General features: G+C 48.0%; 25 protein-coding genes, 1 tRNA gene and 3 pseudogenes. 12 read left to right on the top strand and 17 right to left on the bottom strand.

Going from position 1 to position 26,561, the window contains the following annotated elements:
• Positions 1-83 precede the first annotated feature (83 nt).
• The 5 genes and pseudogenes from SK39_RS06675 to yfjT all read left to right on the top strand — a co-directional run bounded on the left by SK39_RS06675 (position 84) and on the right by yfjT (position 3,032).
• Positions 84-905, top strand: a complete 822-nt coding sequence (locus tag SK39_RS06675; protein ID WP_048216805.1) for a DUF932 domain-containing protein — start codon at positions 84-86, stop codon at positions 903-905.
• Positions 906-1,121: 216 nt separating this feature from the next.
• Complete coding sequence (locus tag SK39_RS06680) at positions 1,122-1,823, top strand: DeoR family transcriptional regulator (protein ID WP_048216806.1); 702 nt, start codon at positions 1,122-1,124, stop codon at positions 1,821-1,823.
• Between the two features lie 40 nt (positions 1,824-1,863).
• A complete protein-coding gene (gene ypjK, locus SK39_RS06685) occupies positions 1,864-2,109 on the top strand; it encodes a protein YpjK (RefSeq protein ID WP_003029614.1) in 246 nt (81 codons plus the stop codon).
• A complete protein-coding gene (locus SK39_RS06690; RefSeq protein WP_003029616.1) occupies positions 2,099-2,539 on the top strand; it encodes a YfjS/YafY family lipoprotein in 441 nt (146 codons plus the stop codon). Before ypjK ends, SK39_RS06690 begins: the two co-directional genes overlap by 11 nt.
• A gap of 23 nt (positions 2,540-2,562) precedes the next feature.
• Positions 2,563-3,032 (top strand): annotated as a pseudogene (gene yfjT, locus SK39_RS06695) (protein YfjT).
• Between the two features lie 812 nt (positions 3,033-3,844).
• On the opposite strand, the pseudogene SK39_RS27805 reads toward yfjT, so the two are convergent.
• From SK39_RS27805 to SK39_RS06710, 3 genes and pseudogenes are all read right to left on the bottom strand, one after another.
• A pseudogene (locus SK39_RS27805) lies at positions 3,845-3,988 on the bottom strand (oxidoreductase); the annotation flags it as partial.
• 275 nt (positions 3,989-4,263) lie between these two features.
• Positions 4,264-5,541 (bottom strand): DUF2254 domain-containing protein, encoded by a 1,278-nt coding sequence (locus SK39_RS06705; protein WP_003036928.1) that lies wholly within the window; start codon positions 5,539-5,541, stop codon positions 4,264-4,266.
• A gap of 64 nt (positions 5,542-5,605) precedes the next feature.
• A complete protein-coding gene (locus tag SK39_RS06710) occupies positions 5,606-7,603 on the bottom strand; it encodes a BCCT family transporter (RefSeq protein WP_016245729.1) in 1,998 nt (665 codons plus the stop codon).
• A gap of 503 nt (positions 7,604-8,106) precedes the next feature.
• On the opposite strand from SK39_RS06710, the pseudogene SK39_RS27810 reads away from it, so the two are divergent.
• From SK39_RS27810 to ykfI, 6 genes and pseudogenes are all read left to right on the top strand, one after another.
• Positions 8,107-8,199: pseudogene (locus SK39_RS27810) on the top strand (DUF905 family protein); the annotation flags it as partial.
• A 112-nt stretch (positions 8,200-8,311) separates the two neighbouring features.
• Entirely contained in the window at positions 8,312-8,773 is a 462-nt protein-coding gene (locus SK39_RS06715) for an antirestriction protein (protein ID WP_003031344.1), read from the top strand.
• A 15-nt stretch (positions 8,774-8,788) separates the two neighbouring features.
• Positions 8,789-9,265, top strand: a complete 477-nt coding sequence (locus tag SK39_RS06720) for a JAB domain-containing protein (RefSeq protein WP_003031345.1) — start codon at positions 8,789-8,791, stop codon at positions 9,263-9,265.
• 8 nt (positions 9,266-9,273) lie between these two features.
• A complete protein-coding gene (locus SK39_RS06725; RefSeq protein WP_003031346.1) occupies positions 9,274-9,495 on the top strand; it encodes a DUF987 domain-containing protein in 222 nt (73 codons plus the stop codon).
• A 17-nt stretch (positions 9,496-9,512) separates the two neighbouring features.
• Positions 9,513-9,830: a type IV toxin-antitoxin system YeeU family antitoxin gene (locus SK39_RS06730; RefSeq protein WP_003031347.1), complete on the top strand. Its 318-nt coding sequence runs from the start codon at positions 9,513-9,515 to the stop codon at positions 9,828-9,830.
• 20 nt (positions 9,831-9,850) lie between these two features.
• A complete protein-coding gene (gene ykfI / locus SK39_RS06735) occupies positions 9,851-10,192 on the top strand; it encodes a type IV toxin-antitoxin system toxin YkfI (RefSeq protein ID WP_003031349.1) in 342 nt (113 codons plus the stop codon).
• Positions 10,193-10,581: 389 nt separating this feature from the next.
• Here the strand turns inward: ykfI and SK39_RS06740 are convergent.
• The 13 genes from SK39_RS06740 to proB all read right to left on the bottom strand — a co-directional run bounded on the left by SK39_RS06740 (position 10,582) and on the right by proB (position 24,728).
• Positions 10,582-10,657: transfer RNA gene (locus tag SK39_RS06740), tRNA-Thr, on the bottom strand.
• Positions 10,658-10,821: 164 nt separating this feature from the next.
• Complete coding sequence (locus SK39_RS06745) at positions 10,822-11,286, bottom strand: methyltransferase family protein (protein WP_048216807.1); 465 nt, start codon at positions 11,284-11,286, stop codon at positions 10,822-10,824.
• 192 nt (positions 11,287-11,478) lie between these two features.
• The gene (locus SK39_RS06750) at positions 11,479-12,927 is read right to left on the bottom strand and encodes an EAL domain-containing protein (protein WP_048217399.1); all 1,449 of its coding nucleotides are present in this window, start codon (positions 12,925-12,927) and stop codon (positions 11,479-11,481) included.
• 341 nt (positions 12,928-13,268) lie between these two features.
• Positions 13,269-13,742: a hypothetical protein gene (locus tag SK39_RS06755; RefSeq protein WP_003838775.1), complete on the bottom strand. Its 474-nt coding sequence runs from the start codon at positions 13,740-13,742 to the stop codon at positions 13,269-13,271.
• A complete protein-coding gene (locus SK39_RS06760; protein ID WP_048216808.1) occupies positions 13,717-14,448 on the bottom strand; it encodes a winged helix-turn-helix domain-containing protein in 732 nt (243 codons plus the stop codon). Before SK39_RS06760 ends, SK39_RS06755 begins: the two co-directional genes overlap by 26 nt.
• 144 nt (positions 14,449-14,592) lie before the next feature.
• Positions 14,593-15,288 carry a fimbrial biogenesis chaperone gene (locus tag SK39_RS06765; RefSeq protein WP_048216809.1) on the bottom strand — a complete coding sequence of 232 codons (696 nt, stop codon included), beginning with the start codon at positions 15,286-15,288 and terminating at the stop codon, positions 14,593-14,595.
• Positions 15,285-16,901, bottom strand: coding sequence for a hypothetical protein (locus tag SK39_RS06770; RefSeq protein WP_008324500.1), 1,617 nt, complete (start codon positions 16,899-16,901; stop codon positions 15,285-15,287). The genes SK39_RS06765 and SK39_RS06770 overlap by 4 nt, the downstream gene beginning before the upstream one ends.
• A gap of 4 nt (positions 16,902-16,905) precedes the next feature.
• On the bottom strand, positions 16,906-19,398 hold the full coding sequence (locus SK39_RS06775) for a CS1-pili formation C-terminal domain-containing protein (RefSeq protein WP_048216810.1): 2,493 nt from the start codon (positions 19,396-19,398) through the stop codon (positions 16,906-16,908).
• A 58-nt stretch (positions 19,399-19,456) separates the two neighbouring features.
• Positions 19,457-20,134 carry an EcpB family pilus assembly chaperone gene (locus SK39_RS06780; RefSeq protein ID WP_003031363.1) on the bottom strand — a complete coding sequence of 226 codons (678 nt, stop codon included), beginning with the start codon at positions 20,132-20,134 and terminating at the stop codon, positions 19,457-19,459.
• A 52-nt stretch (positions 20,135-20,186) separates the two neighbouring features.
• Positions 20,187-20,774, bottom strand: a complete 588-nt coding sequence (gene ecpA / locus SK39_RS06785; protein WP_003031365.1) for a common pilus major fimbrillin subunit EcpA — start codon at positions 20,772-20,774, stop codon at positions 20,187-20,189.
• 595 nt (positions 20,775-21,369) lie between these two features.
• Positions 21,370-22,089 (bottom strand): Crp/Fnr family transcriptional regulator, encoded by a 720-nt coding sequence (locus tag SK39_RS06790; RefSeq protein ID WP_003843782.1) that lies wholly within the window; start codon positions 22,087-22,089, stop codon positions 21,370-21,372.
• A gap of 270 nt (positions 22,090-22,359) precedes the next feature.
• The gene (gene proA, locus SK39_RS06795; protein WP_048216811.1) at positions 22,360-23,613 is read right to left on the bottom strand and encodes a glutamate-5-semialdehyde dehydrogenase; all 1,254 of its coding nucleotides are present in this window, start codon (positions 23,611-23,613) and stop codon (positions 22,360-22,362) included.
• An 11-nt stretch (positions 23,614-23,624) separates the two neighbouring features.
• The gene (gene proB, locus SK39_RS06800) at positions 23,625-24,728 is read right to left on the bottom strand and encodes a glutamate 5-kinase (RefSeq protein WP_003031373.1); all 1,104 of its coding nucleotides are present in this window, start codon (positions 24,726-24,728) and stop codon (positions 23,625-23,627) included.
• A gap of 290 nt (positions 24,729-25,018) precedes the next feature.
• Here proB and phoE point away from each other — a divergent pair, with 290 nt between their 5' ends.
• Positions 25,019-26,074 carry a phosphoporin PhoE gene (phoE, locus tag SK39_RS06805; RefSeq protein WP_003031375.1) on the top strand — a complete coding sequence of 352 codons (1,056 nt, stop codon included), beginning with the start codon at positions 25,019-25,021 and terminating at the stop codon, positions 26,072-26,074.
• 56 nt (positions 26,075-26,130) lie between these two features.
• On the opposite strand, the gene crl is transcribed toward phoE, so the two are convergent.
• Entirely contained in the window at positions 26,131-26,532 is a 402-nt protein-coding gene (gene crl, locus SK39_RS06810) for a sigma factor-binding protein Crl (protein WP_003031376.1), read from the bottom strand.
• Positions 26,533-26,561 lie beyond the last annotated feature (29 nt).

Genomic DNA, 26,561 nt, shown 5'->3' on the forward strand with positions numbered 1-26,561 from the left:
CCCATCCCTGTTACTTCCCTGCCCCTGTCGCAGATGCGACGGGGATCCCTTTTATTTGTTTTCCCGTTATGAGGAGTCTGCTTATGGCCCGTCTGGCTTCGCGCTTTGGCGCAGCAAATCTTATCCGTCGCGACCGCCCGTTAACCCGCGAAGAGCTGTTTCGCGTGGTGCCCAGTGTATTCAGTGAGGACAAACACGCATCCCGTAGTGAGCGTTATACCTATATACCCACCATATCCCTGCTGGACAGCCTGCAGCGCGAAGGCTTCCAGCCGTTCTTTGCCTGTCAGACCCGGGTACGCGACCCGGGTCGACGCGAGCACACAAAACACATGCTACGCCTTCGTCGGGAGGGGCAGATTACCGGTAAACAGGTACCAGAAATTATCCTGCTCAACTCCCATGATGGCACCAGTTCGTACCAGATGTTGCCGGGTTTATTTCGTGCGGTTTGTCAGAACGGGCTCGTCTGCGGTGAGTCATTTGGCGAGGTGCGTGTGCCGCACAAAGGCGATGTAGTGAGTCAGGTGATTGAGGGGGCCTATGAAGTGCTGGGCATTTTTGACCGTGTGGAGGAGAAGTGGGATGCGATGCAGTCGTTGCTGTTGCCACCACCTGCGCAGCAGGCACTGGCAAAAGCCGCGCTGACGTACCGCTTTGGTGAGGACCACCAGCCGGTGACTGAGTCGCAGATCCTCTCCCCGCGCCGCTGGCAAGATGAGAGTAGCGACCTGTGGACCACGTACCAGCGTATTCAGGAGAACCTGATTAAGGGTGGGCTCAGTGGCCGTAATGCCAAAGGAGGACGGTCACATACCCGTGCCGTTCGCGGTATCGACGGGGACGTGAAACTTAACCGGGCACTGTGGGTGATGGCGGAAGCGATGCTCACGCAACTGCAGTGACCGTTTAATGTTGCCGCTTTGTTAATATCGGACACCACCTGTCCGCATCGCACCGTGCTGGCGGTCCTCACTCACTGAGGAATGGCCTGTAACCCCCGCTGCCTCTGGCTTTTGCAGAAATGAAAAATAGTTTCTGTGATGTCCATACCCTGTCCGACCCCCTCTTTAAAGTAATCACATCATTTTCAGTCAGTTAACTTTCACGGAGAACGTCTCATGACACAGGCAGAACGCCGCCATGACCGGCTGGCTGTCAGGCTGTCACTGATAATCAGCCGTCTGGTGGCAGGGGAAACACTGAGTGTGCGTAAGCTGGCCGCTGAGTTTGGTGTGTCGGTGCGCACGCTGCGGCGTGATTTTCGTGAGCGGCTGATGTATCTGGACCTGGAGTATCAGTCCGGATATTGCCGCTTACGCACTGCGGGCAGTGAGACGCAGATGGTGCCCGACGTGCTTATCTTTGCCCACCGCAGCGGGATGGCCGGTCTTTTCCCTGGCTTTGACCGTCGTCTGGTAAACGCACTGCTGATGTGCGATGAGTCTCCCTGCGTAATCGCACCCGCCAGTCCGGCTCCTTCGCCATCAGGCGCATTGTCTTTCTGGCGACTGATTCAGGCCATTACCGGGCGCAGGCGGGTGACGCTGATTGCCGAGGAGCAGCGCTGTGAGCGGCTGGCTCCCTGCCGGTTACTTATCCACCAGCAGGCCTGGTATCTGGTGGCAGAGCACGACGGACATATCGCCTTATTCACACTTGATGAAATCCATCTGATTCAGCCTTTGCAGGAGACTTTTCGCCGGAATGACAGTCTGTGCCGCCTGACTGAAGACCCGGTCTTCATTCAGGCCTTACCCCATTTTCGCTTTATCCAGCATTCACTGCTTACGTTTGTTCCGGCTGACAGCCCACCGGAATAGCGCAGGCGTTGTTATCAACCCGGCAACAGGGAGGAGCCCAGTGCCTGTTATTGCCATTATCGCCATTGTTATCATCGTCATCATTCTGAACAAAACTGGAGTGTCCGACAGCCTCACGGCCCTGACACTTGCAACCGTTGCCGCACTACTGACGGGAGGTGGCGCAGCCGGTGCTGCCAGTGTCGCGCTGACGCCGTTCGTCGGCGTGCCGGTGGGTATTTTCGTGGGGATTTATGTCTTTACCAAAGTGGTTCGTCTGATTTCAGGAAAAAATAATGAAACGTAAAACACTACCTCTACTGGCGCTGGTTGCCTCCACTCTGTTTCTGAGCGCTTGCGATGACAGGAGTGATGACCTGAAAGCTATCAGTAAATTTAAGGACCTCACGCCTCCGCGCTTCAGCGATGTGGTGAGCCGTCAGGATGATGTCAGGGAAGAGTGGTCGCAGATTGCTCTTTCTGGTCCCACTATGCAGGTCTTACGTACCCGTCAGTCGCCCGATGGCTGCGAGGGTGGCTGTTACTACTACCTCGTGGATATGGAGGAGAAAACCGTGCAGCCGCTGATGAATGCGCTGTGTATTGCCGACAACATCAGCCTGGAATACCACGAGAAAACGGACCCGCGCACCCGGGAGCGTTTCCTTGAATATTCCCATGACGGCAAACTGATGGGACGGCTGCTGATACCCTCAAATCCTGATAACCGGGAATAAATACAAAGACAAAGGAGACAGAAATGAAAATAAATTCTTTAAGTCGGCTCATGCTCGCTGGCGTGCTGCTTGTCAGCTTCAATGCCTCTGCGGTTTCGGGACTCTGGCAACAGGGGTACGGTCAGGGCAATGCGGAATACAGTGTGACGGATAGCAGCGGAAAGATGTTTACCATCAACTGCACGGAAAATCCGGACCAGAACGGTATTTACCAGCAATCGGTTTTTCTGACCCTCGCAGGGGATAAAACGATCAGCTCGCATGATGACAGTACCGACATCACAGTGGTGATGGGCCCCATAAGCAATACGCCATTCCCTCAACCCTTGGCTGGCGTAACGGGGATAATGCCTGGTTTAGTTTCATCATGGATATCCGTAAGGCCAGGCAGTTCGACGTCTACGTCAATGACCGCAAAGCGGGGACCTTCAGCGTTGACCTGACGAACGCTACGAAGGCACTGCCAACATTAGCAGACTGCACTAACGAGTGACAGTTGTGCTTTCCATCCATAACAACATACCTGACTGCCAGGAGCAGTCAGGGTTTATTTTTTTCATTTTTTATTTCCACCGATTAGTCCAGGCACTTCCGAATAATGAGCGCAGTGGCCAGTTTTAGTTGACTATATAGCAATGATAAAATAATCACGTGTTATGTTGAGATTGTTTATTTAGCGGTTGAGAGAAACTATGGATAAAATTTGTGATAAGTGTGCACACATGATGAGTGCATGTACTTGTGGAACTTGTGAGAACTGTGACGAGAAAGAGTCGGACTGTACCTGCAAAAAATGTAGCCAGTGCAATAACCTTGAGGACTTCTGCTCTTGCAGAATTTGTGAAGAATGTAGTGAAAAAGAAGCAGAGTGCTGCTGTTGAAATGTTAACAATACTGGCTGCAGGAGCTACCTGCCTGCAGCTTCGATTGCCGACGTACCCCGATCCCAGTTGGTTAGCGTATTTCGATTCTTGCAATAATCGCTGGACTCATAGCACGAAGCCGACATACTTACTGGATTGAAGGTCCGCTGTGAGCGAAAAGCGGACGCCCGCATAGCGTAAACAGGCGTCTGATATTTTGATATGGATTGATGACTTAACCCCTTCCCCGCTTCGTCAATGACTTTCTCGTCATTATCTTTGGTAAATGATCCTTTTGCCTTTCCGGTAGAATACTCAGCATTATTTCTGAAGAGCGGCAAAGACGAGTGCCTTGCCATGAGTTCACCATAATTTCATCTGCGCCCGTGCGGCGAACCAGATCCCTGAGCCCGTCACGGACGACCTCCGGTTTGCCCCATACGGATTCACGCAGCTGATAATATTTTGCGGTCAGTTCATCAGCGGTATCACTAGTCATTGCCCGTGAGCGGGTCATGGGGGCCATAACGACGCGGTTTACCAGGTCAGTATCACCGGTCTGAAACTGGGTAAATAATTTTTCCATTTTTATCTCCTTTGCTGGAGGAAATATGATGGTCTCAGCTACGGAATAAAAAAACAGTAGTCTGTTCCGAACTGAGTAGACATAATTTCTACATTTAGTGTTCTCCTGGTATTAAACCGAAATATTTGATTGTAGGCGATGTCTTACGTAGAGATAAAGCCTGCTGCAAAAGTGATGAAGACTCAGTATGTTCTCTTCTAATACAAAGCAGACGCCCATTCTCATGCAGACGCTTTGTTCTTGTCTCGCTAGCAACCAAATCGCTTGCTCCACAACTATGATTGCTTATTAGCGTTTTCATCAAAAAACAAATCAAAATAAATTGATTTTATGAATTCTCTATCGGAGTCTATATGGTCAGCGCGATTTGCATGCTCTAATGTTTCAATTGCCAGAGTGTGCGCGGCATCAGCAAACATCTCAGGCCAACCCGTACTCAGCATAGATAGCCCTTTGAGCACTCTTATCTGAATCTCTCTCATACTGGCACCATCGCGTGCGACAGGTGAGAAAAAGTCTTCCAGGAGATCGTTGTTCTGAAGTGGCGCAACGTGTACTGAAGGATAGGTCACTTCAATTTCATGAGACTTATTCTGCGCGTAAGCAGAAAGTATACGAACACCTCTGCCAATGACATCGATTGCGGTTCCAGGATCGTTCACTGCGGGTGAAAGGGCTCTGCAGGCTATTTCGGCCATGACGCTAAGACAAAATCGGGGATCCTGAGCAAATGAACGCACATCCGAGACAATGATCGTCTCAAGTAAATCGGCGCAGATTGATGACTCCTGGCCCTGACTCAGGTACAAAGCTGGCATGGACGGATGAATGAAACTGCCTGGTTGCGCCACAAGGTATACATGACGAGGATCATTGGCCAGCAGCTTGCTGAGTTTCTCCATATCAATATATTCAACATAGCCAATCTTCTTCGGATAAACTGCAACCGTTCCTTTCGGCTGTTCATAGCTCTCAAGCCATGGATATCCGCCGAGACAGGGATTTCTGGCTCTCGCAATAAATGTTTCGATGGCCGCCTGTTCTACTTTTGCTGTTGTCTCACCGACCCTCCCCAGAGAGGTCAAATGCTGTATCCAACGAAGCAATGTGATGAGGATGAGGGCAATGACAACGAGTGTGACAATGAATAAAATGACTCTTCCCCTTTCTCCGTAGGCTCCCATATTGAGGGCAATAATTCCTACCAGACTGAAGAGAAAGGAACCAATGAAGGTGGCCAGTACATTTTGTGTGGTTACGTCTTCCACAACTAAACGCGTTGCTCTGGGAGTAACATTAGTAGTGGCTGAACCGTAGGCTGTGACCATGATACTCAGCGAAAATGTGGTCACTGCCAGCATACTCGATGCCAGTATGTTCAGAATGTTATCAACTGCTTCCGCACCAACCTTCACTGAAACCGACTCAGGAATCATTGATTTAAAAAGAATAGATAAAAGAGCCGTTATTATCGCGACAATTGCGAATAACGTAGCTCTGAACCAGAGTTTCTTAAATGTTTGCTTCAGAATCCATTGCCAGCGTGAAATCATTCTGCATTCCCTCGTATTGCGGTCGGGATAAATAATTGCCGCCCCCTAGGACGGCATTTTGCTATCAACGAACCAGGTGCAGGAAGTGCAGGTGTTTTTCGTACTGGTCCAGTATGTCATTAATCAACTGTTCCTGATTCCAGCCCATCACATCATAATTTTGACCGCCTTCTTTGAGATAAACCTCAGCGCGATAATATCGATGTTGGTCAGTCTGCTGCTCATCATTATCCATTGCGGCGAGCGCGAAGGTGGGTGAGCTATACCCGCGAAGCCTCACTTCATATATAAAATTCAGCTCGTTGCCCAAATCCACTTCAAGACGAATACGATCGTCGGCTGCGTCACTAATGTGGCTTATCGTCCCCTGCTTGTTCAGTTCTTCCTGAACCAGCGTCATGGCAGGCTGGATAATGTCGTCCATAAAACGTTTCACAAGAGATCGTTTCGGCAGATACGCGATATTGCGTAACCTTCTCTGCCAGGGAATTGGGTTACGTGCAGCCGTAGGAGCAATAGTCGCCATGCTCAGGCTTTCACGCTTAGTCAAATCTCGACGCAGGGCTTTTAACAGCCCGTATATGGATATCAGCAAGATCACGGAGAAGGGTAATGCACTTGCTATTGTCACCGTTTGCAGCGCGCTCAGCCCTCCCGCAAGGAGAAGCGCAATTGCAACAACTCCCATGAGCGATGCCCAGAAGATTCGCTGCCAGACGGGTGTGTTTGCCACCCCACCTGATGCCAGAGTATCTACAACCATTGCCCCCGAGTCAGCAGATGTGACAAAGAAGACGATGACCATAGCCATTGCAATAAATGACAGCACGGAGGAGAACGGGAAATGCTCCAGGAAATTGAACAAGGCCAGCGAGACATCCTGTTGGACGGTATTGGCGAGATCGGTCGCCCCCTGGTTCATAATGAGATAGATTGCGCTGTTACCAAACACCGTCATCCACATGAGCGTAAAGCCGGCCGGAACAAACAGCACACCGGTGACAAATTCGCGAATGGTTCGGCCGCGTGAGACCCGTGCGATAAACATCCCCACAAATGGCGACCATGAAAGCCACCATCCCCAGTACAGTAATGTCCAGCCCCCCAGCCAGTTGCTCGACTTAGGTTCATATGCGTAAAGATTGAACGTTTTACTCACCAGTTCCGAAAGATAACCGCCGGTATTTTCCACAAATGACTTCAGCAGAAGCACAGTTGGCCCCAGACACAGGACCAGCGCCAGGAGCAACAACGCGAGGCCCAAATTGAGCTCAGACAGGATACGTATTCCCTTGTCTAGGCCGGTCACCACAGAAATCGTCGCTAACCCCGTGATGGCCACGATCAGAATGACCTGCACCGTTTCATTAATGGGCACCCCGAATAGGTGGTTCAAACCGGCATTCACCTGCAAAACACCGTAACCCAGCGATGTTGCAACGCCAAAGACCGTACCTATAACGGCAAAAATATCAACCGCATGGCCTATAGGTCCGTATATGCGATCGCCAATAATGGGATAGAGTGCAGAACGCAGCGTTAAAGGTAGACCGTGGCGGTAACTGAAAAAGGCCAGAATCAGCGCTACAATGGCATATATTGCCCAGGCATGCAGACCCCAGTGGAAGAAGGTCAGCCGCATTGCTTCCTTCGCTGCCGCAACAGTCTCTGGGGCGCCAACGGGAGGTGAGAGATAATGCATCACCGGTTCAGCAACGCCAAAGAACATCAGGCCGATCCCCATCCCTGCCGAAAAAAGCATCGCAAACCAGGAGTGATAGCTGAAATCAGGTTGCGCATGGTCCGGACCCAGCTTGATATCACCGTAGCGTGAGAGTCCCAGAAACGTGACACTCAATAAAATCAGGGCCACAGCAAGGATGTAGAACCAGCTTGCATTCGTGAAGATTTGTTGCTGAAGTAGTTTGAAATTTTTGTCAGCAACATCCGGGAATGCAGCGGCAAAAGCGACAAGAAGAAAAATTAACAAAGCAGATGTAAAGAATACAGCTTTGTTAATCTGGCTGTGAGACTTCTTTGGGATTGTTTCATTTTCACTCATAATCATTTATTCCATTGATTTAAATCCGTATTGGATAATGCTTACCACCTCTTACAGAGTAGCAAAATTCAACTGACTATGCGGCGTGAATCGAGCACATGGTGTGATGAGTGCCGATACAAATCATCCTATAATCGAAGGAGTTCTTTGTTAATCAGCCTGCCACTTCTTGGGTATTTAATTTGCATATTCTGTACCAGAGCTGGGATATACGTTAAGTGAAGTATATTAGACACGAATTACCAGCTTCTGCTTTTGGCACAAAACGGCCTATCAGCATTATAAAAATATTCAGATATATATCATTCCTCTGAACATACACAACTAACGGCAGAATCTCACGATTCTGCCGCTTTTTTATTATTTTTCAGGGGGGGAGTAATGAATAATTCTGAAGGTTTGAAGTCGTTTCACTAATCGCTTTATGACCTACCGTAGTGGGTATCGGCTGATTGCGCAGCAGGGCCATTAGTTCCTGCCAGTATCACCGGCGTTAACATTGAAGACGACTAGGGCAGGCATGGAACTTTGAACCGGATGCCGGTGAAGGTCTTAACCGCTATACCCGCAAGCCAGGCATCTGTACGGACGTATCCATCTGCTGGCTCCGCATGATTTACCAGCAACATTTAATCTTCCCGAACACTCATTATTACCGCATACGCCAGCCGTCGCCGCTGGCGTTTTTTTATTGACGGAGACATACCCATGACAACAGCGACAAAAAACAACCTCGCATCTGCTGCTAACGAATCCGAATTTGAACTGACCGTAACGCAGATACCCGACGAACAGCGTATCTGCTTCTGGCCGCAGTACTTTGGCTCTATCCCACAATGGATAACGCTGGAACCCCGCATTTTCGCCTGGATGGACCGCTTCTGTGACGAGTACAACAGTGGTATCTGGTCCTTTTACACGCTCAGCAATGGCGGCGCGTTTATGGCCCCTGATGCTGACGTTGACGATAAATGGCATCTGTTCAACGGTATGAACGGCAATGGCGCGGACATGAGTGCTGAAGCCGCAGGCATTGCTGTCTGCCTGATTGAATACAGCCATCACGCCTGCCGTACAGAGTGTGACGCAATGACCGCGCACTATTACCGCCTGCGGGACTATGCCCTGCAGCATTCTGAAGCCCACGCCATTTTGCGTATCATTGACTGACCGGAGGAGCAACGAATGAAACAGCTTTCCTTTTTACCCGGCGAGATAACGCCACAGGACCGGCGTCTCATTCAGCGGGCGCTCAGGGCTCTGGAGCGGCACCTGCATGAGCCTGGGGTAGCCTTCACCTCCACTCATGCCGTCCGGGAGTGGTTGCGGCTGCATATGGCCGCGCTTGAACGGGAAGAGTTCCGGGTGCTGTATCTGAACCAGCAGAACCAGTTGATTGCCCACGAAACCCTGTTTGCCGGTTCTATTAGCAGTACCGAGGTACATCCCCGCGAGGTGGTCAAGCGCGCTCTGTACTTCAACGCGGCAGCGGTAATACTGGCGCATAACCATCCTTCCGGCGAGACGACGCCCAGCCAGGCTGACAAAGCCCTCACGCAGCGACTGGTTCAGGTACTTCAACTGGTGGATATCCGTGTCCCTGACCATCTGATTGTCGGCGGCAGGCAAATCTATTCGTTCGCAGAACACGGTCTGCTGTGAGGTATTACATGAAAATTATCAGTAAACGCCGGGCAATGACGATATACCGCCAGCATCCTGAGTCCCGAATCTTTCGTTTCTGCACCGGCAAATACCAGTGGCACGGTAGCGTCTGCCATTACACCGGCAGGGACGTTCCGGATATCACAGGAGTCCTGGCGGTATACGCCGAACGCCGCCAGGACCGCGAGGGGCCTTATGCCTGCCTGATGAGCATCACCCTGAACTGACAATAAAGAGGTTATCAATGAGCAAAATCACATGGGGTCTGCAGCGTGATATCACGCCACGTCTGGGAGCCCGTCTGGTGCAGGAAGGCAACCGACTGCATTATCTGGCTGACCGGGCCAGCATGACCGGCAAGTTCAGTGACATCGAATACCGGAAGCTGGATGAAACATTCCCGCACTTTATCCGCCAGATGGAATCGATGCTGACCACTGGTGAACTCAGCACCCACCATGCCCACTGCGTTACCCTGTACCACAACGATTTAACCTGCGAAGCCGACACCCTTGGCAGTTGCGGCTACGTATACATCGCCATTTACCCCACTCAGCGTTAATTACCTTCACGAGAGCAAACATGAAAACTTTACCTGCAACAACTCAGCGGGCGGTGAAGCCCTGCCTGTCACCCGTGGCTGTCTGGCAAATGTTACTGACACGTCTGCTGGAACAGCACTATGGTCTGACAATAAACGACACGCCATTCTGCAATGAGGCTGTGATTAAGGAACACATCGATGCCGGTATCACCCTAGCCGATGCCGTGAATTTTCTGGTAGAAAAATACGAGCTGGTTCGTATAGACAGGAAGGGATTTAGCTGGCAGGAACAATCTCCTTATCTCCGGGCTGTAGACATTCTGCGAGCGCGGCAGGCAACTGGCTTGTTGCGGCAAAGCCGTAACAACGTAGTACGATGAACATTGCGTACAACCTTCCCGATTTACATTTCTGAACTTCCTCCCTTGTTTACCTATTGCGTAATGCGCCTGCTACTACCCGGCGGGCGCGTTATCTTTTTACGGACAAACAATCATGCAACCAGAAGTTGAAGTATTAACCGATCATAATGAGCTAATTTGTTCGAGCTTTATTGAACACATTGCCAACACATTAAATTTAGGAGTGGTGTAGACATGGACAACTAAACCTGCAGCCACGGATGTATAGTGAGCGAAGCCCTATCAGGCCTTTTTGGTCAGTAGATAAGATTGATCTTCGTTGATAGAATTTACTTACACCAGCTGTTACATGAAAATAATTTTTTGGTGGGAGAATGATAAGATCTTACGTAAGAATTTGATTTTAATGGTGCCGATAATAGGAGTCGAACCTACGACCTTCGCATTACGAATGCGCTGCTCTACCAACTGAGCTATATCGGCCCTGAAAAGGACATGTCCACGAATGTGAGCACGGGGTAGAAGGTTAAAACTAACCGGGCGACGCGTCAATGGCCTTGCGAATCAAACGCCTATTTTTGCATCATCCGGATTCAATTACGCACGAATCGTGTCGTCACAGGCATCCTGTACGCGGCAAGGGAACGCTATAACCAGCGGCGAACACGCTGCTCATAGTGTTTCCATTCCAGCCCGAAATGTTTTCGCAGTTGTTCCTCTTCAAAATCAATGTGCAATCTGGCAACCGCCAGCATAAACAGTGGTGCAGCCAATATTCCAATCAGGCTACCGACGTAGAGAGCAAAAGCTAACTGGAGTCCACTCATTCCAAGATAGATTGGATTGCGGCTCCAGGCATAACATCCGCCAGTAACAAGCGTGGTCGATTTCTCTGCATGCAGTGGGTTTAGCGTCGTACGTTTCTTCCGCATCTGCCACGCGGTATGCAGTATCATCGCCAAACTGGCGCTAGCCAACAATGCACTTATTACGATAGTCGCCGCGCCAAATGTGAAACGCGGGATCGCCGTCAACGCATCCGCGATGAGGAATAATATTAAGATGAGTGGTGGTGGAAGCCAGACTCTTAATTTTGTCAGGAAATGACACATGGCTATAGACTAACCTCGGAAGCGGTTTGATTAACGCTGATACCGCTATAAATACCCTGTAAAAGACACATAAACAAACAATGTTTCACTCAGAACTGGCTATCGTCTTCACCAGACAGGCAGGATCTGTAGTACCAACCTCGGCAAAAAAACCGGCATCAGAGGCATCCGCCCCTGATGTTCACGACAGGTTTACGCTGAAAAAGTTGAATCCGACGCTGATTCAAACAGCCCTACAGACTGCTTGTAAAAACGCATAAAATCATCAAACATCACTGGCGGTAAAAATTGATAACCCTGCAGGTAATCCACATTATTTTTCCGCAACCATTGCTGCTGATAGCCATATTCAACGCCTTCCGCCACCATGCGTAACCCCAGGAGTCCGGAAAGATGAATGATTGACTCGAGCATAGGGATATGTTGCTCAACTTCTTTAATAGCCTTGATGAACGTTTTATCAATTTTGATTACATCTAGGTCTAACTCATTGAGATAGCAGAGATTAGCGTATCCCGTGCCAAAATCATCTAAAGCAAACAGCACCCCTCTGTTTCGCAACGATCGTATCAGCTCTTTGAGAGCTGGAGTGATAGTTAGAGTCTGATTTTCGGTTATTTCAATCATTAATTTTATCGGTAGTCTTTGCGTTATCTCCATAAAGTTAAGGCATTCCCAATAAAAAACAGGATTACTTAAACCTGATGGACTGACATTAAAGGAGACGAATAGCGTTTTATTAATATCCTCGCTTCCGTCGACCAGATTACGCGCGACGGTGGTCATTAAATAGCTCGTTAACTCATTCATTAAGCCACTTTTTTCAGCCAGAGGTATAAACTCACGCTGAGAAATCGCATAATTATGGCCCTGTGGCCACCGAGCTAAAACCTCAACACCACAGACGTCCCCATTGATATTTACGATGGGCTGAAAATAAGGAATGATTTCTTCATTCCTTATTGCCATACTCAGTCGGCCAGAATCTGAAACATCATATGCATCGCCATAAATTACATTCTCACCAGAATGACTGTTTGTCGGGTAGCCTTCATGCAATAAATTATTCCTGGTTAAAAAAATGATAGTTTCATTAAAATGAGAAAATCCCAGACGAGCGGTTATCCGCTCCCGATATCGATAAACTGACTTAGTTGTTAGTGAGTTAGCAATACAAAAGTCGTGCAATTTTTCTTTTGTGAATGATGAATACAACATTTCCTCTTCAAATTCAGTCAAATGAAAATTAAAAATCGTCGAACCTTTAGTGACCTCCACAACCTCATTGGGTGCCATTAAATTGGCTCTTAGCTGAGAAATCAATTGATCAGATAATTCTCGTCCATTAATGAAAGCATACTCCTCGTATCCTCGATTAACAGAACGAGTTTCATTCATCCGAAGAACAATACAGTTGATGTTGATAAACTGCGTGCTATTTCTCTGAAACCATTTCCTGACCAGTAGCAATGGTAACCGGTTATCGATCACCAGCAAACAGGACGGGTATCGTGGAATAACTGACTGTGTACCAGAAATAAATGATCGCGCATCAACCAGTACCAGATTTGGCAGCCACGCTTTTATCCCTGAGAAAAGAAAAATATCATAACTGAGCAGAAAAACCTTTTTCGCATTCATAGTTACCACCAACTTAAATTTATGGCATAGCAGGTCCCTCGTTATATACACGAGAGAATATACAACACCTTCAGCCTCCAGCAATTATAAGGCGGTTCGTGAATTAACTTTATCCATAAGCCATATCACGTAATTTCAGAGTTTATAATCACAATTATCCATATGCGTATTTCCATTAAATGGTAAATCCATTTTAAATATCAAAAAAGGAAAATTCCTAATTTTCATCAGTACAAATCCTTTTACTCATTTTCACTACAAGGCAAAACAAAAAACCACGAATGCAAGAAACAACAAAATATACAACCACAAAAATCAAAATACTAACACATTACCTTGATTTATGCTGCCCGACAAACCATGAGCGTACGTCGCAGATCTCTTATTGCATAGACATTTCCTGCGATACGGATGACCTTATAATAGAAAATATCCTGTTGAGACATAAGCAGTTCGGTAATGTCATCGGGAACATTGTCATTTTTATTTTTGACAATAGCCAAGCGACGAGTCTGCAGATATCCGTCACGGTCTTTGCCAATAAAATTCAGGACAACATTACGATCTACAGCATAGTGCTTACCCTGAATATTAAGGCTCCCTATCTGGGATACCCGCCCTTCGGTAGCGGAAGAAATACGAAAAACCAACAGAACTTCACCTTCAATTTTTACGCCCTGAGTTTGCGCCTCCAGATGCAGGTAATTCTTGGCAGAGCAGGTCAGCGTCTCAGGTTCTTGATGGCGATAAAAAAAGTATGCTGTTATCACCGCAAGAAAGATCGCCCCGCTAATAAAGATAATTTTCGCATTCACGGGCAGCCCCTCCTTTATCCAGCGTACAGATCCCCAAAAAATTCTCTTTAAGATCATTACCTGCCGATAAATTATTATCATCATAAAAAACAATTATTTTCTTGCCATCATGACAAGTCGCATTTATTTTTCGCCACATATCAGAAGATAAAAACGCTTTCGTTTTATCAGCATTATTGTCATCGGCAGTATAAAGTTCACAATCACCTATTGCCCTGATATAGATAAAATTCGTGGCACCTGAATTAAGAGCTGGCAATATCAAAACAGAGCTCCCAAGAAAGGCAAACAATAAAATGAACAGAACAATATTTTTGCGTTTCGGTGTTGCGGGTGAGTTCACCGTTTCTGTTACCGAACGAACAGGTACATCTCCACTGAAAGATGACTGTTCATCATTGACCGAAGCATGGAACAAAAATCCCTGCCGGGGCAATGTTTCAATGGGATTATCGGCCCCCAACTCACTAAATGCTTTTCGCAATATACTGATACTTTTATTAAGGCTATGACCCGATGGGGCCATGCCATGCTTTTTCCATACTTCTTCAATGATAAACTCACGATGGAGTTGTTGATTTTTATGGGCAATGAATAGCTCAAGTAGTCTCGCTGTAGATGCCGAAAGGATTATTGTAGTATCGCGATGTTTCAGGCTTTTTCTGGTGGAATCGTACTCAACCTGATCATTAATTATACTTTTCATACTACCTGACTCTTGAATACCGTGACATGGAGTACAAATGACCAAAGTTTCATCTGTGCTGAGCTGAATACTGCATTGTATAAAGATAGTTACAGTATAGGTTCGATATCTAACCATGACATATCGGATCAGACTCAATGCTTACTATTGATTGAGTTTGAAGCACCCCTGACCTACTGGGATGTATTTCTGCAACGCTACGATAAACTTTCGGTTTTTTGTTTTGAGCTCACTACTACGCCAGGTTTCACCCGGCAACACATAACGTATGGTGGCTTCATCATCGGTTGAATTGCACCCTTGGTGTACGATGATTTTAAAAAAAGTATTCCCAGTGTTTTTCAGTGTTCCGTTAGCCTCATCAATGGTGTAGGCCAGATTTATGTTTCTCGGGCGAACAACCAATATGGTGTCCATAGCGATCACCGGGAGAGCCTGCCCGCCTTTCCCTTGATTACGTTCGGTAAACAGCGTGATCGGCATTTCACGAAACAGAATTCGGTAATAGCGTTCTTTATCATCCTGCGGCCCGCGGTAGAAAATCTTAAAAAACTCACTCGCCTGCGGAGCCAGTGAAAAATTCAGCGGAGTAAACAGAAGTTCGCCTTCAGCAATATCACTTCTGTTTTCACCTCCCGGTCCCGGCTTATCAATTTTTACTGCGCCGATACTGTATAAATTCTGTTTCTGGCTATCGTTATAGATTCGTTTACTGATAAATGCTTTATCCGATGGCATCTCATAAATGGTCGACTCCAGGTAGACTGCCTGTGTAGAGAATGCTGTCAGACCGGAAAGTAGAATAAATACCCATCTAAGCGCCAGACGACGGCGGTTCATGGCGTCACTCCCACCCAATTCGCCGTGACTTTTATCTCTCCACTGGCGCTGACGACACCTTCCCAGTCAGCGCCGGAAACGGTTAACATCGAACGCGAATCATTCATTGGGAAAAGCAATTTCAAATCAGTAGCATAATAGCTTCCATCGTCATTGTTATTTGCGTCCCAGGGCGTCTGTTGCCACTGCGCATCTCTCATACTGACTGCCGCTTCACTGCAGCTATTTCGTTTTTGCACCACGCCCCCCGACTGACTGTTGTACTGCAGAAAAGCGGGAATAGGGACGGACAGCCCGCCTTGCGCAGACGTAAACAGACAGTAAGGGACACTGTTTATCGTCGTACTTTCCCCAATAACTTGCGCGGTGATACTGTCTGCCTGACGGGGGCCTGAGACGGTTACGGTGTACTCCATTTCTATAGGAGCGGCATCGCCAATCGTGCCACTACCGCTCGCAGAAGCTGTGTTGTCCGAAGAGACGATACTGATCCCATACTCCTTCGGCACAATATTGAGCTGTAGCGAAGGGGTAAACTGGTAGTGTCCTGACTCTGGTGTTAAGCCATTATAAAAGCCGAAGGTAAAGGGCTGACTGTTAGTAATGCTGATCCCTGAATCGACAAGATTCTTCAAAAATGCTTTTGACAGAAAAATATAAATGTATTCTCCAGAGGTCGTAAAAACGTTGTAATAAGCAGTTGAAGTACCATAGTTATACCAGTTTGAACCATTCCCGGAGTATCTCACGGTGGCCGCTCCGGGCGTAAAACCAAGCATCGCCGTATCGACAAAAGCGCGAAACGTCAAGGAGGCGGTCAGATTGGCCGTTTGTTGCAGGTTATAACTCACCATTTTGCAAATCACACCGTCAGTACCGCCCACCACGCCAAGTTCGCAATAACCAGAGTCTTTGGTGATGCTCGGCGTACCGTCGCTGGCAACCCAAAGCTCCTGAAATGCGTTAGTCGAGACAAGTGACAGATGACCGCGTTTAGTTAACGTGTAATTGACGTAATTCCATGATCCTGTCGATTGGTCTTTGCACCGTTGCCCGGAAGAATAATCATAATTTACAGAAGTATAACAGCGGTTGAACACGTAGGTTTCGCTGCTACCGGTAGGCACATTGCGAAAGTACTCATAAGCAGTATCGGTCAGGGAAGCGAATCCGTAGGCGCCACCAATAACGCCTGCGACAGAGCCGACCTGCGCATGATAAAAACCGTTTTTGTCAGTGCCCAATCCGGCAATAAACCCGGTTGATGGGCATTGGGTGCCACTATAACAACGGATTCCCCGGAAAGGCCCGTTAATCGGGGAGTTATCAATCCACATGTCCTGATAATAATTTCCAGGCGCAGTCCAGCCGACAAAACCTAAATACCCGAGACTCACCTGAGAGGTACCGTATTTTATCCACGTGTTTGACCCGCTGAAACGCGGATCAAGTGCCGATGGGGTAATAAAGTATTCACTATCAATGGCATTTTCGATAAACAAATAGTTATTGCTAACTGAGCCGGAAGAGATTGCATTCAACGCCAAAGCAGGCACAGGTGAAAAACTCCCTACGGCACAGATTACAGTAGCTAATTTAATTAATACTTTCATTTTATTACCTCTGCGCCATCGTGGTTTGCGTTGCACATTTCACATCGCCAACCCACGCTGCGCCGCGTGCTTTTTCCAAATCAAGATCGGCTTCGCATATGCTGCCATTGGCTGAAATTAACGTGATGACCGGATACTTTTTATCGATATCGATAGCAAACTCACCCTTTTCATCCGTACGCGTTTTACCGATGTGGTTATGGATATCGGTATTTGCAGCCAATTGTCCATCGGGATAACGAATGCGCCCGAATACAGTGACCATGCTTTTCACTTCAGGATTGATAACACCCACGTTACCCGGATATAGCGTCAGCTCCTGTTTGCGTCCTGAAACAATATCGAAGCTGTCCTCAGAGTTTTTATCATTGAGGATTTCCAGCTTGTACTGAGCATAGGGCGGCAGTGCAATGAAATTTGATTTACCGCTGAGAAGATAATTGCGGTTATTAATCTTCGCAGCCAGTTTCCCTTCACCGGTCAAATCTGTTTTCACAATGATGCCGGACCGCTGCCGCTCTTTACTCAGGCCGAAATCTTTACCTGCCCACGCCAGAGAACCCTGGGAAGAGAAGTTCATATTGGTGGAGTTGTCAGCAGAACGCGTTACCGATACGGTGCCGGCGTTATATTTCGTGTCATAACTCAAATTGCCGTTTACCGAATAATTATTGTCGTAATACTGTTCGCCACTCAGACGCGTTGATGCCGACAATCCGACCGATTTAATCGGGCCCTCAGCATACTGCTTACGCGCGCTGAGATTACCCTGAGTACTGCCATAACGATCCCGGGAGACGCCCATGCTCAACCAGGTCGCCAACGGCAATGATAAATCCAGACTGACATAACGTTCCTGTCGCCCATCGTCATTCCGATTGTTGTAGTAATAACGCTGAATACCTGCACGCAACCCAACCGTGGCATACCTGCCTGAATAAAGGGTCGTGCTGTAGTCCAGATTACGATATTTATTTCCCGAGTAGCGATTCTCCGTCTGACTCACGGTGAGCGAGCCGCCATGAGGAATAAACTTTCCGAGGTTAAGAGTCCCGCCAATGGAATAATTATCACGCTCCTGTATAGGCAGACGATCGCCAATTTTACTGTCTTCACGAGATGCCCATAGGGAACCGTATCCCTCAGGGACATTAAGGTTGATGTTACTGATATTTCGCCATGACGAATCGTTCGCCACTAGCGTCTGATTGCCAATACTTACGTATTCATTCACATTGAGCGTGACATCCGTTTCATTAACCGCATTGTTGTCAAAACCGTAGAGCGTGGATTTCAGGCCCAGCCCCGATAATATCGCCAGCGTCACCGATGCGGCCCCCCCGGCAATCCAGGTCTGCTCGTTGCCCAAATCTTGATAATGATTTCGCTTGTAACTCACACGGTCATAATCCAGTGAGCCACCAAACAGTTGCCACGAAAGCTGATCAATCCCGGCGGCTTGTTGGCGGGCAAAGATTTTATTAACCCTGCTGATACGACTATTAATTGTCCGGCCATTGACCACGATATCTACCGTGACGTCATACACACCATACGGAAAGCGACTGGTATCAATTTCATAGCTGCCCATATTAAAGTTCTGCACGCTGAGCAAACGCCCATCACGGAAGACATGAACCTCGCCAGCGGCTGGCAAAAATACGGTAATCGGCGTGAGTGAAAGCGCGGTATTCTCAACAACCGTACTTCCTTTGTTTCCGTAGCTCACACCGTAAATTTTCCCACCATTCAACGCATTCAAACTAGCAATAGACTGCACGTTCCAGGTGTCGAGCATCCCGAGCGCCAGTCGATACCCGTCATAATCACGCTCATACATCGCACGATAGAGTTTACTGGTGCCGTTGCTGTCGCCGATGCCGTAAAACGAACCGTTAATATTGATATGGTGCTCACGCAGCGATGTTGTATTGTCCACCGTCAGATAGCTGCGGGTACTGCTGCCATTATGATAATCGTTGTAGTAGGTACCAAAGTTATAATTCAGGACGTTAGAGAGAGACTCCACGCTGGAAGGTCCAAGCAGGCTACTGCGTGCGACAATCGCTTCAGTTAACGCATCTTTGCTGACTATCATCTCCAGGTGAAATGAAGAGACGTTGAGTTGCAGGCGTGCATTGTCCGATAGCTCGATATTGGTGTTATCGTGAAATTTCACATCACGAATTTTTTCTACCAACGCACGAGTTTTTCCAGATAACACGGCATTATTAGGCAATTCAGCAAGAGTCAGGGCTTTAACTGTAATATTGCCATCAACAAGCGAAATCATCGCATCGGCAATTTTTTGCTGACTTTTCTCGTCAGTCTCGTTGTAACGAATATATACCGGCACCGTCATTCCCTGCTCCAGTGAACGGGCGAAAGCGCTGGGAATAACGTAATTACCCACTTTTACTGGGGCTGCATGTGAAGTTCCTGGTGTCAGCGCAAGAAAAAGACAAATGCTACCGCCGACAATATATTTTGTTGTCATATGCATCCTTACAATCCGGTATTTTTATTTATCCCGTACAGATGGCTGCTATTGACCATCACTTCACTGTAATAAACTGCTTACCGTGCCAGATACCAATGCGTGAGCGGCTATTACTAATGTCGGTGAACTGCAGTTTTATTTTTGTACCTGGCATAATGTAATAGCGTTCGCGACAACCTCGTCCCTGATCGCGAGCCTTATCCTTACAGGCGCCATAGGCGATCACACGAAACGAAACATTGCCAGTATTGGTAATAACATCGCCATTTCGGCTATATTCAAAACGTTCTTTTCGCGGCGCGACCACCAGAATAGTGCCAATTTCTGCCGACGCTGTTGCTACCGCCATTTTATTCGCCCGGGTTTCCGCGCTCTCGGTGACCGGCTCATCTATCCATTGCAGACGATAATAACGTTCGAGATCATCTGCTGGTCCTTTATAAAAGAAGCGGAAAACATCCTTTGCTTGACCAGGAAGAATAAGATTGGCAGGTGTAGAAAGTAACTCTCCGGAATTGACAGGCTTTATTTCGACTCCCCCCGCCAAAGGTGATGACAATTGTTTTACCGAAACACTGACATAACGCGCCGCATCAGTTGTATTAGTAATTTCTTTCGATAATGAACTCTCAGCAGAAGTCATTATCGATGTGATTTCACCCACATTAATTGCCCATCCGGGAAAAGATGCTACTAACCCTACCAACATCACTGCCGGTAAATATTTTTTCATGACGCCATTCCTGATAAATTCGGGAGAAAAAATTCTCCCGAATTTTTATTACTTAGGCAGACGGAGTCGTCCAGGTTGCATTAAACTGTACTTTTACATCGCCAGTCCAATAGCCGTCTGGCAGAGCAGAGTAATCCGTTACTGCCTGGCTACCATCAGAAGTCGCTGACGCGATGGTGAATTTGAAGTTGGATTGATCGCTGACACGAGCAGCACCGTTATAAGCGCCATCAGCCATCAGGCTTTCAAGACCAGAAGTCGAGCTGGAGTTAACCAGGACAGTATCTGATGAGTTAGTCAGCGCGGTGCCATTCCATGCCACCCCTACGTTCAGGGTAGACGCATCGCCACTGGCGTTGGTCAGCGTGTTACTAATGATCTGAGCAGTCAGCTCAAAATCAGTTGCCGTTTCCTGACCCTGAATAGTCACATCAAAAGCACCGTCCTGAGAGTTGAAGGCTTTCAGTCCTTCAGCATACTGGAAAGTCAAAGAGTTCAGCGGGGTGACAACCAACATACTGGTGGTATCTTTTGTTGCCGTCGCGTCCCACGAGGCAGTTGCAGAAGCAGTAACGTCTGCCATTGCATTTGCTGCAACAAATACAGAAGCCAGAGAGGTTACTAATAATAATTTTTTCATTTTTATCTTCTCCTAAGAACAAACTCACCACCGAGTCTTATTTTTAAGTCACTCCAGCGGTTCCATTAATTGCGAGCCAGAATTGCCGCGCCAAAAAATTATCATTTGAATTAAGTAACATCTCAACAAACCCTGAAACGCAAAAATTACAAAAAACTAAGAATTTTCCCACAAAAAATTTTATCTAAGAAGTCTCCTAAGACAAAATTACTTGAAATGTGCCTTATTTCAGAATTATCACCCACATAAATAAGCAATACCAAACAATTCATCTTTTTTATGTTTTTGATAAATATCAAAAAGATCATACAAATACCACCTAAGCAAAACCCTTACAAAACATAAAGATAATTAACGCCTCCATATTTTCTCTATAATGCTTATTATTTGTTGCAATTATGCTAATTTTTTAACTTCACAAGAAAATTCTCATGAAATATTCATATGAGGGGGAATATTCTTATAAAAGAATCGCTAAGCTGGAGGATTAGTATTCGAATTGATAATTATTTCACAGAAATAAAACCAGGAATTTTCCATATAAAAAGAATATTCCTGGAATATCAAGAGTTATATAACGTTCAACAGGAGAGATTTAGCTGAAACCTTTTAATCCCAAATAACTATTAAGTGTTACCGTTCGCACCCGATGTAGGGTAATCAAATTTTGTTGTTCGAGGGATTTAAATGACCGGCTAACGGTTTCAATTTTAAGGTCGAGATAACTGGCAATTTCCTCCCGGGAGAATGGCAAGTGAAGCGTCGTTTCTGGCCTGCCAATACGTAAATGCATCTCGTAAAACTCCACCAGAAAAGCAGCGATCCTGGCCTCAGCATGTTTATTCGCATAGCGCCGCAGTTTTTCAACAATGAATCCATTGTCCCTGCAGAGAAACTTGATGACTGCGGCAGCAACCGACGGATCCTTTTCTGCTACTTTGAACAACCGCGCAATATCGATATGACATACCTCCGCAGCCGTTGCCGCCTTAATCGTTGTCAGGTACTTCCCCCCTTCGACAGCATCCAGCGCCATGATATCTCCCGGAACATAAAAGCGACTGATAAAATCGTTATCACCGCATTCCACGCTGGACTTGCAGTATCCCTCGTGAATAACAAAAAGCATGTTTGCGGCTTCATCCTGCCGGGCGAGTATCTCTCCTGATTTAAACCTTCTTCTTTTGTCTATTAATCGGTGTTGATTATCACGATCAATTGCCGCTCCCTTTGGACACAGCGAACAATGGCGGGGGGGAAACGGGTTGCCGAGCGGCACTACAGGAATGCGATGTTTGTGAATATCCGATTTCACGCAACAACTCCTCATAAAAATGAGACTGATTCTAATAGATCGGGCCATGGGAACAATACGTGAACTTAAGACCAGGAAAATTCATGCTGGCAGGGAAAATTCTGTGATACATCGCCTTTCTGGCACAGGGACGCATGGGTCATAACCAGACTGATGATGTTAAAACGCAGGATAGAAAAATGTGGCAGTGGAGTGAAGGTTAGAATTAACAGGGCGATGCCTTAATAGCCTTGAAAATCAGAGTGCTATTATGGAATCGCCCGTTTTCAATTACGCACGGATCGTGTCGTCGCCGAAGCCAACCCATTTGTATGTAGTCAGTGCTTCCAGCCCCATTGGACCACGCGCGTGCAGTTTTTGCGTACTTACCGCCACTTCCGCACCCAGTCCAAACTGGCCGCCATCGGTAAAACGCGTAGAAGCGTTAACGTACACAGCGGAAGAATCGACTTCATTCACAAAACGATCGGCGTTGCGTAGCGTACGCGTCAGGATCGCATCGGAATGCTGGGTACCATGCTCGCGGATGTGGGCGATGGCATCATCCAGACTGGTGACGATTTTCACGTTCAAATCCAGCGACAGAAACTCGTCGTCATACTCTTCAGCTTTCACCGCAACCACATTAGCAGGTCCTGCTTTCAATGTAGCCAGCGTCATTTCGTCTCCGTGCAGAGTTACGCCGCTTTGTGCCATCTGCTGGCTCAATGCTGGCAGAAAACGCGCGGCGATATCCTGATGCACCAGCAGAGTTTCTACGGTGTTGCAGGTACTCGGACGCTGGGTTTTGGCATTGACGATAATCTTCAGGGCCGGGGCGATCTCCGCGGTATCATCAACATAGATATGACATACGCCAATGCCGCCAGTGATGACCGGGATAGTCGACTGCTCACGACACAGCTTGTGCAGGCCCGCGCCACCGCGAGGGATCAGCATATCGATGTACTTATCCATCCGTAGCATCTCAGCGACCAGTGCGCGGTCCGGGTTATCAATCGACTGTACGGCAGCCGCGGGTAAACCGCAGGCTTCCAGCGCCTTTTGGATAACCGCCACGGTGGCGGCGTTCGTCCGGTAGGTCTCTTTCCCACCACGCAGGATCGCGGCATTGCCGGTTTTCAGGCACAGGGAGGCAACGTCAACGGTGACGTTTGGGCGCGCTTCATAAATTACGCCAATCACGCCCAGCGGGACGCGACGACGCTCCAGACGCAGACCGCTGTCCAGCAGCCCACCGTCAATCACCTGCCCGACCGGGTCGGCGAGATTACACACCTGGCGTACATCGTCAGCAATCGCTTTCAGACGCGCTGGCGTCAGGGCCAGGCGGTCGAGCATCGCATCGCTCAGGCCGTTGGCTCGCGCCTGCTCAACATCTTGTACGTTTGCGCTGAGGATGCTTTCGGTTTGCGCTTCCAGCTCATCAGCAATGGTTTCCAGTACGCGATTTTTTTCGCGACTGGAGAGCAGCGCCAGCTTATATGACGCGGCTTTGGCAGCAATGCCCATTTTTTCCAGCATATGCCTGTTCCTTAACGGGTGATCATGTCGTCACGATGGACAGCGACCGGGCCGTATTCGTAGCCCAGGATGGTGTCGATCTGTTGTGAGTGATGTCCGGCAATACGGCGCAGCGCATCGCTGTTATAGCGGGTGACGCCGTGGGCAATATCACGCCCTTCGAGATTGCAGATGCGGATCACTTCACCACGAGAGAAGTTGCCTGTCACGCTTTTAATGCCTTTTGGCAATAATGAGCTGCCGCGTTCCAGAATCGCTGCGGTAGCGCCCTCATCAACAGTAATTTCTCCGGCAGGCGGCGCGCCGAAGATCCAGCGTTTACGGTTCTCCAGTGGAGATGCCTGAGCATGAAAACGCGTCCCAACGGAAACGCCTTCCATCACGTCGCCAATGACGCCCGGTTTGCTGCCTGCGGCAATTATGGTGTCGATCCCGGCGCGGCACGCGACATCGGCGGCCTGCAGTTTTGTTCCCATCCCGCCGGTTCCCAGACCCGAGACGCTGTCTCCGGCAATGGCGCGCAGCGCATCATCAATACCGTGCACGTCTTTGATCAGCTCCGCCTGCGGATTGGTGCGCGGATCGGCGGTGAACAGGCCCTGCTGATCGGTCAACAGCAGCAGCTTATCGGCTCCAGCCAGAATTGCCGCCAGCGCTGAGAGGTTGTCGTTATCACCCACTTTAATTTCAGCGGTCGCCACCGCATCGTTCTCATTAATGACCGGAACGATGTTGTTATCCAGCAGCGCGCGCAGGGTATCGCGGGCATTGAGGAAGCGCTCTCTGTCTTCCATATCCGCACGCGTCAGCAGCATCTGCCCGATATGAATACCGTAAATCGAGAAAAGCTGTTCCCATAGTTGAATCAGTCGGCTCTGCCCTACCGCTGCCAACAGCTGTTTCGAGGCTATCGTTGCCGGGAGTTCAGGGTAACCAAGATGCTCACGTCCGGCGGCAATCGCGCCTGAGGTAACAATAACAATACGATGCCCTGCGGCATGGAGCTGCGCGCACTGGCGAACCAGTTCTACGATGTGGGCGCGGTTCAGGCGGCGGGATCCGCCCGTTAACACACTGGTGCCAAGTTTTACCACCAGCGTCTGGCTGTCACTCATGATTCTCTGCCATTCAAAATTGGGGAAAATGATATCAAACGAACGTTTTAGCAGGACTGGCCCCGGTTGCCAACAACCAGCGCACAAAGCATGAAATTTTATTGCGCAGGATCAGCAAGCGTAGCGGCAGATTTTGACGCATTTATTACAGAAACAAAAAAACATCCTTTTTTAAAAATATTCTTACTTTGTCATAAAACGTTCATTGCCAGACGTTAAAAACCCTCCTGTCTTTTAACGGGGGATCACACCCAGTGAATATTAGCGCGTACTTTTAATCAGGAATGAAAATGAAAAAGAGCACTCTGGCATTAGTGGTGATGGGAATTGTTGCGTCGGCATCCGTACAGGCAGCGGAAGTGTATAACAAGAACGGTAATAAACTGGACTTATACGGCAAAGTAAAAGCCATGCATTACATGACGGATTATGACAGCAAAGATGGTGACCAAAGCTATATCCGTTTAGGTTTTAAAGGCGAAACGCAAATTAACGATCAACTGACCGGTTATGGTCGTTGGGAGGCTGAATTCGCCGGCAATAAAGCTGAAAGCGATTCTAACCAACAAAAAACACGTCTGGCCTTCGCCGGTGTGAAATTAAAAGATTTTGGCTCGTTTGATTATGGCCGTAACCTGGGTGCGCTGTATGACGTGGAAGCATGGACCGATATGTTCCCGGAATTCGGCGGCGACTCCTCCGCACAGACCGATAACTTTATGACCAAACGTGCCAGCGGCCTGGCAACTTACCGTAACACCGATTTCTTCGGCGTCGTGGATGGCCTGGATCTGACCCTGCAATATCAGGGTAAAAACCAGGACCGCGATGTGAAAAAACAGAACGGCGACGGTTTTGGTACTTCCGTTACCTATGACTTTGGCGGCAGCGATTTTGCGGTGAGCGGCGCTTATACCAACTCCGATCGTACTAACCAGCAGAATCTGCAAACTCGCGGTACAGGCGATAAAGCAGAAGCCTGGGCAACTGGCTTAAAATATGATGCTAACGATATTTATATTGCAACGTTCTATTCTGAAACGCGCAATATGACGCCAATTTCCGGTGGCTTTGCTAATAAAACACAGAACTTCGAAGCGGTAGTTCAGTACCAGTTTGACTTTGGTCTGCGTCCGTCACTGGGTTATGTGCTGTCTAAAGGGAAAGATATTGAAGGCGTCGGCAATGAAGATCTGGTGAATTATATTGATCTCGGCGCAACGTACTATTTCAACAAAAATATGTCCGCGTTTGTCGATTATAAAATCAACCAGCTCGATAGCGATAATAAGCTGGGCATCAACGATGATAATATCGTTGCCGTCGGTATGGTCTACCAGTTTTGATATAGCATAAAAAAAGCCGGATGGGGTTGCGCCGCCATCCGGCTTTTCACTGTTCATTATGCCGTTAACTTAACCGGTTCATCCTTAAAGTCGTCAGCAGGTTCCAGCGCCAGATTCAGCGTCGTTAACAAGCCAAGTAATTTTTCATGGAATTCACGTAAGGTGTATTCCAGTCGCTCTACCACTTCAGTCTCTTTCACCGGCACCGCAGTCCAGTTACCGTCTTTATCAAACAAACCAAACTGATAACTATACGTGAAGCGTTTTTCCTGCGCCTCCAGCTCCATCCACCAGCCCCAGAACTCGCGTTTCTCAGGGGCGGGTTTCACGTTGACGCAAACAGCCAGACAATCGAAAAAAAACCGATTATCTTCGCACTGCCCTTCGCGGATATACGGGCCCAGCGCGGTGAATTTCTTGATCAATCTACTTTTCGGATGCCCACTCGGTAACGTCATTACGATCTCCTTAGGTGAAGCACCTGTTT

Origin of the sequence: Citrobacter sp. BIDMC107, from assembly GCF_001037575.1 — a bacterium.
GTDB lineage: Bacteria > Pseudomonadota > Gammaproteobacteria > Enterobacterales > Enterobacteriaceae > Citrobacter > Citrobacter freundii.

What these genes read in the sequence shown, in the direction of transcription:
- SK39_RS06750 (WP_048217399.1), bottom strand. Translation starts at nt 12,927, where the DNA reads ATGAATGCGAAAAAGGTTTTTCTGCTCAGTTATGATATTTTTCTTTTC.
- SK39_RS06725 (WP_003031346.1), top strand. Translation starts at nt 9,274, where the DNA reads ATGAAAATTATCAGTAAACGCCGGGCAATGACGATATACCGCCAGCAT.
- SK39_RS06690 (WP_003029616.1), top strand. Translation starts at nt 2,099, where the DNA reads ATGAAACGTAAAACACTACCTCTACTGGCGCTGGTTGCCTCCACTCTG.
- proA (WP_048216811.1), bottom strand. Translation starts at nt 23,613, where the DNA reads ATGCTGGAAAAAATGGGCATTGCTGCCAAAGCCGCGTCATATAAGCTG.
- SK39_RS06705 (WP_003036928.1), bottom strand. Translation starts at nt 5,541, where the DNA reads ATGATTTCACGCTGGCAATGGATTCTGAAGCAAACATTTAAGAAACTC.
- SK39_RS06680 (WP_048216806.1), top strand. Translation starts at nt 1,122, where the DNA reads ATGACACAGGCAGAACGCCGCCATGACCGGCTGGCTGTCAGGCTGTCA.
- SK39_RS06775 (WP_048216810.1), bottom strand. Translation starts at nt 19,398, where the DNA reads ATGACAACAAAATATATTGTCGGCGGTAGCATTTGTCTTTTTCTTGCG.
- SK39_RS06760 (WP_048216808.1), bottom strand. Translation starts at nt 14,448, where the DNA reads ATGAAAAGTATAATTAATGATCAGGTTGAGTACGATTCCACCAGAAAA.
- crl (WP_003031376.1), bottom strand. Translation starts at nt 26,532, where the DNA reads ATGACGTTACCGAGTGGGCATCCGAAAAGTAGATTGATCAAGAAATTC.
- ykfI (WP_003031349.1), top strand. Translation starts at nt 9,851, where the DNA reads ATGAAAACTTTACCTGCAACAACTCAGCGGGCGGTGAAGCCCTGCCTG.
- ecpA (WP_003031365.1), bottom strand. Translation starts at nt 20,774, where the DNA reads ATGAAAAAATTATTATTAGTAACCTCTCTGGCTTCTGTATTTGTTGCA.
- SK39_RS06745 (WP_048216807.1), bottom strand. Translation starts at nt 11,286, where the DNA reads ATGTGTCATTTCCTGACAAAATTAAGAGTCTGGCTTCCACCACCACTC.
- SK39_RS06720 (WP_003031345.1), top strand. Translation starts at nt 8,789, where the DNA reads ATGAAACAGCTTTCCTTTTTACCCGGCGAGATAACGCCACAGGACCGG.
- SK39_RS06710 (WP_016245729.1), bottom strand. Translation starts at nt 7,603, where the DNA reads ATGAGTGAAAATGAAACAATCCCAAAGAAGTCTCACAGCCAGATTAAC.
- proB (WP_003031373.1), bottom strand. Translation starts at nt 24,728, where the DNA reads ATGAGTGACAGCCAGACGCTGGTGGTAAAACTTGGCACCAGTGTGTTA.
- SK39_RS06780 (WP_003031363.1), bottom strand. Translation starts at nt 20,134, where the DNA reads ATGAAAAAATATTTACCGGCAGTGATGTTGGTAGGGTTAGTAGCATCT.
- SK39_RS06770 (WP_008324500.1), bottom strand. Translation starts at nt 16,901, where the DNA reads ATGAAAGTATTAATTAAATTAGCTACTGTAATCTGTGCCGTAGGGAGT.
- SK39_RS06765 (WP_048216809.1), bottom strand. Translation starts at nt 15,288, where the DNA reads ATGAACCGCCGTCGTCTGGCGCTTAGATGGGTATTTATTCTACTTTCC.
- phoE (WP_003031375.1), top strand. Translation starts at nt 25,019, where the DNA reads ATGAAAAAGAGCACTCTGGCATTAGTGGTGATGGGAATTGTTGCGTCG.
- SK39_RS06730 (WP_003031347.1), top strand. Translation starts at nt 9,513, where the DNA reads ATGAGCAAAATCACATGGGGTCTGCAGCGTGATATCACGCCACGTCTG.
- SK39_RS06715 (WP_003031344.1), top strand. Translation starts at nt 8,312, where the DNA reads ATGACAACAGCGACAAAAAACAACCTCGCATCTGCTGCTAACGAATCC.
- SK39_RS06675 (WP_048216805.1), top strand. Translation starts at nt 84, where the DNA reads ATGGCCCGTCTGGCTTCGCGCTTTGGCGCAGCAAATCTTATCCGTCGC.